We start from the raw sequence: 6,051 nt of genomic DNA, 5'->3' as shown, positions 1-6,051 counted from the left end.
CATTGTTTTTCCACGCCCTCTACTTAATTTTAATGATTAAATATTAAGCGCGACAACTAGTCTGACAGAGAGGGCTATGAAAACACTAAACATTATTTTTGGACTCGCATTACTCTTTACTATTACAAATGCTAACGCAGTAGAGGGGCTAATCTCAGTAAAAAGCCCATTAAGTGCAAAAGCCACTATGGATAAGTTTGAGAATTTGGCAAAACAAAAAGGGCTAAATATATTTGCACGAATAGATCACGCCGCCGGTGCTAAAAAAGTGGATAAGGAGCTTAACCCAACAGAAGTACTTATTTTTGGTAATCCTAAAGGTGGAACACCTCTTATGCAGTGCGCACAAACAATCGGTATTGATTTACCGCTAAAAGCACTGGTATGGGAAGACGCACAATCGCAAGTGTGGTTAAGTTACAACGATCCTACATATATAGCTGCGCGCCATAACGTACCAAACTGTTTAGTTGCTACAAAATTAAGTAAAGTATTAAACACACTCGCAACCGCAACTGTTAAGCAGTAAATTAAAAAAATGTAAGTAAATAACGAGCACTTACATTAAGCGTTAAAATAGAAAAGGAGCCATTATGTTTTACGATGATATGCAGGGGGTATTACGCGTACTTATAATTGGTGTGCTGGGTTATGTAGCACTGGTGTTTTGGTTACGCGTATCGGGTAAACGTACGCTTTCAAAGTGGAATGTGTTCGACTTTGTAGTCACCATTGCGCTGGGCTCTATATTAGCGTCTGTTATTATTTCTAAAAGTGTCCCGCTGTTTGAGGGCATTCTTGCCTTTATTGTACTAATAGGGCTGCAATACGCTATTACCTGGTTTAGTGTGCGCTCGTCACAATTTGCAGCGCTTGTAAAAGCAAAACCCACGTTATTATTAAGTAATGGCGAGTATTGTGATTCAGCCCTTAAATCACAACGGGTAACAAAGTCAGAAATTCGTGCTGCAGTGCGAGGCGCAGGTATTATTGCAATAGAAGAGGTAGCCGCAGTTGTGCTCGAAACAGACGGCAGCTTTAGCGTAATGCCACACAATAACAGTGGCTCTAAAACCGCGTTAAGCGATGTAGTGTGAGTATTAAATAGTAAGATCATTAAAGAGAAGACAGGCTTTATTGCCTAGCAGATTCAAGCCTGTCTTATATAACTATTTTAGCTATTTAGCCGGTTCTAATAAACTAAACGTAGGCAAGCGCCATTTAAAGCGTATTGATGCCATACGTATTAAGTATCCCGCAACTAGGCTTACAATAATGCTTATGTTGTCGTCAATATTGTAATGGTGCAGCGCTAAATATAAGCACGCTACAATTAACGCCACGCTAGCATACAGCTCGTTGTGCAATACCAACGGTGCTTGACGACATATTAAATCACGCAATAAGCCACCAAATACGCCAGTAACAATGGCTGCCACAACACAAATACCATAGTGCAAGCCCATATTAAGCCCCACTTGGCAGCCAATAATGCTAAATGCAGCTAAACCGAGGGCATCTAAGCGCATAAATATGCCTTTAAATTTAACCACCCATTTAGCCAGCCACGTAGTCACAATGCCTGCAATACAAGTAATTAATAAATACTCTGGGTGCTGTACCCACGTAAGCGGGTAATTGCCTAGTAATATATCTCGTACGCTGCCACCGCCAATTGCCGTTGCACTGGCTACTAGCACTACGCCAAACCAGTCCATTTTCATTCGTCCTGCGCTAAGTGCGCCAGTCATGGCTTCTGCTGTAATACCAATAATATAAACAATCGTTAATAGCATGAGATAATCACTTGAAATATGTGCGTAAAAATAAAGGAGTGATTGTATAGATAAATGAGCTAAAAAACGAATGAGAAATCATACTAAAAAAGCTTAATTCAGATAGAAATAACTAATGACAAAATACAGTGTAAACAGCCTGTTAAGTCACTGTAGAGCTGAGGGTTAATTATTAAAATTTAAAGGACATTTATCCGTTAGCCATAAAATAAAGCTGGTTGATTTTTTACTTGGTTTTAGTCCTATGAGCATTTTTAGAGCACTAGTTTTAGCGCTTTAATTAATAGCTAAATTTAATAGTTAAGTTTAATTATTAAGCTTAATAGATAGAGCGTGAAATTAACGCAATATGAATAAATAGTTGCATGGTTTTAATTTAGGAACGTATAATAACAAGTGTTAACTAAATGAAACTAGCGTAAAACGCAGTTTAAGCATTACAGGTTATTAAGGCACACATATGCACAAAGGATTGTTAAAGTCGTGGAAAACAGACAAAGGTTTTGGTTTTATTAAATCAGACATCCTAGAACACGACACGTTTATACACATATCAGCGCTCAAACACATGAGCCGCAAGCCTAAAGTTGGCGACACTATTTATTTTGAGGTTGCAACACAGCCCGACGGTAAAACAAAAGCAATTAACTGTCGCATAGAAGGCGTTACAGAGCTAAAAGCACCTTACCAAAAACACACACAACAGCCGTACCGTATGGCTAAATCTAATTTTGCCAGTAGCTTTTTAGGTAAAGTTGCCTCAATAGCGCTAATTGCTGCACTTTGCTTTTATGCGATTAATAAATACAACGCTCACTCAAGCAACCAAACTCCCATTCTCTTAAATGACGATTTAGCCACCAATGATGATTTAGCCACCAATGATGATTTAGCCACCTTTGATGAAAAGTACCCAGAAGTAGTTATTCCAAAAAGCACGCAAAATTTTACGTGTGATGGCAGGCAATATTGTACTGAAATGCGCTCACGCGAAGAGGCGGTATTTTTTATTAATAACTGCCCGGATACAAAAATGGATGGCGATAGGGATGGTGACCCTTGTGAGAGGGATACACGGTTTTAAAGGGTAGGGCTATAAAGCTTTTAGCTTTAAAAAAATAGAATTAATTAATTGCTGTATATAAATACAGTTATTTGCAATTTACCCCATAACATTATTAAAAGTCGTTTTGGGTAATTAAACCACTAACGTAGTTTTGATAAGTTTCATGTAATTTAGGTATCATTTAAAAAAGGATAAATAATGGATTTAGAGTTAGGAACACAAAATTTAAAAAGGGCAGATGTTTCATTAGAAACTTTCCTATCAAGAATTAGCACTGGTAAAGCCATTTTATTCACAGGTGCAGGTTTCTCTTTAAATACAAAAAATTTAAATGGAGAGGAACCTCCTCTAGCCAAAGGCTTAGCAAAAAAAATTGCTGAACTAGGAAAAATGGAGTCTAGTGATAATTTAATGTATGTGTCGGATTACTACCTTACGTACAAGTCTAAACCCAATTTATTAAGTTTGCTAAAGAATAACTTTGTATTGGATGAAGTAAGTGAAGATCATATTTCGATATGTTCAATACCATGGAAAAGAAGTTACACAACAAATTATGATAATGCAATTGAGCTTTCGTATAGAAAAAATGGAAAAAATGTTGAATCATTATGTATAGAAGATAATCCTAATGACTATATTCACATTGGCAATATTTGCTTACATATAAATGGAAAAATTGAAAATTCCACCCTTGATGACTTGGATAGCAATATAAAGTTAAGTAATTCCTCTTATATTTCCGCAGATTGTTTCACAAGTTCACATTGGTTTTATCATTTTAAGAGGGATCTGGAAAGCTGTACGGCTTTAGTTTTTGTAGGCTATTCATTATATGATTTAGATATTCAGAAGTTTTTATTTGATAACCCATCAATTAAAGAACGAACTTATTTCATAACACGGGAAGAGGCTAGTCACGAAGAAACTTATTTCTTGGGGAAATTTGGACATGTACTTGCTATAGGAGTTGATGGGTTAAGTAATATAGTACAAAAAAATAAAGATGCAATTTTAGATCAGGAACACGAAGACTATACAGAGTCATTAGTGAAATACGAAGGTACATCAGATCATATTAATATTAGAGATGCAGAGGTCGAAAGGTTTATTTTACATGGTGATATTAAACAATCACATTTAGATAGGGCTATTTCAATTACGCAAAGTATTCCTTACCTTATTAATAGAAACTATGTAAAAGAAGTTTGTGAGGCTCTAAATGATGGCAATAATGTTGTTTTAGTTTCTGAGTTGGGTAACGGGAAGTCAATTATTTTAAAAAGTGTTGTTGCTAACTTATTCAAAAACGGTATCGATACTTATACTTTAGAGGATGACGAGGGAGATTATTTAAGTGATTTGGATGTCTTAAGTAAGATCAACAAAAAGTTAGTAGTTGCTGTAGATGATTATGATAAGTATGTTGATCTAATTAAACATTTTGATGTTACAAAACCAACGAATATTAGTTTAATTATTACCTCCAGAACATCTGAACATGAGAGGCACCGGCATGAGTTTACTTCATTTGAAAGTAAGTTTTCGGAAATCTCTATAGACATACTTAAGAAAGATGAAGTTGAATCCTTTATTGACATTATTGACAATATTGGTATTTGGGGGGAAATAGCAAGCTGGAGCCATGAAAAAAAAACGAGCCATTTAATTCGAAAACACCATGCCCAACTTTCATTAATATTATTAGATTTATTTAATTCACCTTATATCGTAGATAAGGTTAAACAGATAACCAACGATTTGTTTAGTAACTTAAAGTATAAAGATACAGCCTTTGGAATTGCCTTGATTGAAACTGTCGGACTTAAGCCAAAATCAAGTTTAATATCTGAGTTATCACTAAATAATGAAATTTATGATGGTAGATTAACGAATAATCCGTCATTTAGAGAGTTATTTAAAGTCGAAAACAATGCTGCAACCTCAAAATCAAGCGTATTTTCTTTATCTCTTATTAAAAACTATTTCTCATCTAATTATATTGTCGAGCAATTGCTTCTAATTGCTAAACATTTAAATTCAGAGGGGGGGCGTTCCTATGAGGAAAATACAGTTTTTAAAGCGCTTCTAAAGTTCTCTTTTATTGAAAGGTTGTTACCAGAACAAAATAGAAAAAATAATTTATCTAGATACTATGAAAATCTAAAAATCGCGGCTCCTTGGTTAAAAACCAGTCCGCATTTTTGGGTACAATTTGGCATGTCACGTCTACCTTATAAAGATTTTAAAAAAGCACAGGATTATTTTGATCAGGCTTACTCTTTTGCAAAAAATAGAGATAATTATCACACAGAAAATATTGATACTCAGCAAGCAAGGCTCTATATTCTTCAATGCCTTGAAACTAAAGACACAGTTCAAGCAGTAAAGTATTTCCAAGCTGCTGATGATTTGTTGAACTCATTAAACGATGATATTTATAAATTCAGGCAAGTCATTAAATATAAAGAGGTGTACATTCATAAATTCGCAGGGTTATCTAACAAACAAAAGGTAGCTTTTGAGCATTCATGTAAGAACTTTCAATCTTCTGTAGAGCGTGCTTCACAGATAGGAAAGATAAGTATAAATGATGAAAAAACAATCTCAAAAGTTATAGAAACTTTAGATTTTATTATAAGTGATATTAAGGTGAAACGTTAATTCACTAACTGTTTAAGCTGATAAAAAAATTGGCCTATAGCCAACCATTTTTTAGCTTAACAGGGCTTTAGGCGTCATTGGGAAGTTATGGAGGTCCCTTGAATTTCGAACAAAAACAATGCATAGACTCCCTTGAAGAAGCAGAGAAGAACTTTTTGGTTGCTTCAAATGCATATGATGCAATATCAAACCTGCATGGAACTCATATTATTGATAATTACCTAAAAAAATACCTTGACCCTAAACGATGCAGCTCAGAAAGCCTAAAGCAAAGAGCTAATAGCAGAATTAACAAGACACCCAATCTAAATTTTGCACTTTTCGAAGTTAGAGGCTAGCCTTTATTTAGTGCAAAAAACAAGCAGGGTGTCTTATGGCAATTGCAAGAAAGCGTCAAGTAAGTTTGGTTGATACAAAATACTACCATTGTATTTCACGGTGTGTTCGTCGTGCATTTTTATGTGGGGAAGACCGTTTTACTGGTCAATCTTACGAGCATCGACGAGGGTGGGTTGAAGATAAGCT

At 35.2% G+C, this 6,051-nt stretch carries 6 protein-coding genes and 1 pseudogene; 6 read left to right on the top strand and 1 reads right to left on the bottom strand.

From position 1 onward, the window contains the following. Positions 1-76: 76 nt before the first annotated feature. Together I6F53_RS19740 and I6F53_RS19735 are read left to right on the top strand one after the other, a co-directional pair. Positions 77-529, top strand: a complete 453-nt coding sequence (locus tag I6F53_RS19740) for a DUF302 domain-containing protein (protein WP_197240886.1) — start codon at positions 77-79, stop codon at positions 527-529. Positions 530-593: 64 nt separating this feature from the next. Beyond that, on the top strand, positions 594-1,097 hold the full coding sequence (locus I6F53_RS19735; RefSeq protein WP_197240885.1) for a DUF421 domain-containing protein: 504 nt from the start codon (positions 594-596) through the stop codon (positions 1,095-1,097). An 81-nt stretch (positions 1,098-1,178) separates the two neighbouring features. Here the strand turns inward: I6F53_RS19735 and I6F53_RS19730 are convergent, their stop codons facing one another. After that, positions 1,179-1,796 (bottom strand): trimeric intracellular cation channel family protein, encoded by a 618-nt coding sequence (locus I6F53_RS19730; protein WP_165728663.1) that lies wholly within the window; start codon positions 1,794-1,796, stop codon positions 1,179-1,181. Between the two features lie 460 nt (positions 1,797-2,256). Here I6F53_RS19730 and I6F53_RS19725 point away from each other — a divergent pair, with 460 nt between their 5' ends. The 4 genes and pseudogenes from I6F53_RS19725 to I6F53_RS19710 form a co-directional block, all read left to right on the top strand. Continuing rightward, positions 2,257-2,880 carry a cold shock domain-containing protein gene (locus I6F53_RS19725; protein ID WP_197240884.1) on the top strand — a complete coding sequence of 208 codons (624 nt, stop codon included), beginning with the start codon at positions 2,257-2,259 and terminating at the stop codon, positions 2,878-2,880. Between the two features lie 180 nt (positions 2,881-3,060). Then, positions 3,061-5,526: an SIR2 family protein gene (locus I6F53_RS19720; protein ID WP_197240883.1), complete on the top strand. Its 2,466-nt coding sequence runs from the start codon at positions 3,061-3,063 to the stop codon at positions 5,524-5,526. Positions 5,527-5,624: 98 nt separating this feature from the next. Then, positions 5,625-5,864, top strand: a complete 240-nt coding sequence (locus I6F53_RS19715) for a hypothetical protein (RefSeq protein WP_197240882.1) — start codon at positions 5,625-5,627, stop codon at positions 5,862-5,864. 35 nt (positions 5,865-5,899) lie between these two features. Next, positions 5,900-6,051: pseudogene (locus I6F53_RS19710) on the top strand (transposase); the annotation flags it as partial.

Source organism: Pseudoalteromonas sp. SWN29 (assembly GCF_015864465.1).
Taxonomy (GTDB): domain Bacteria; phylum Pseudomonadota; class Gammaproteobacteria; order Enterobacterales; family Alteromonadaceae; genus Pseudoalteromonas.
Note: the sequence above shows the minus strand (reverse complement) of the source record. Positions and strands in the feature narration are given on the sequence as shown.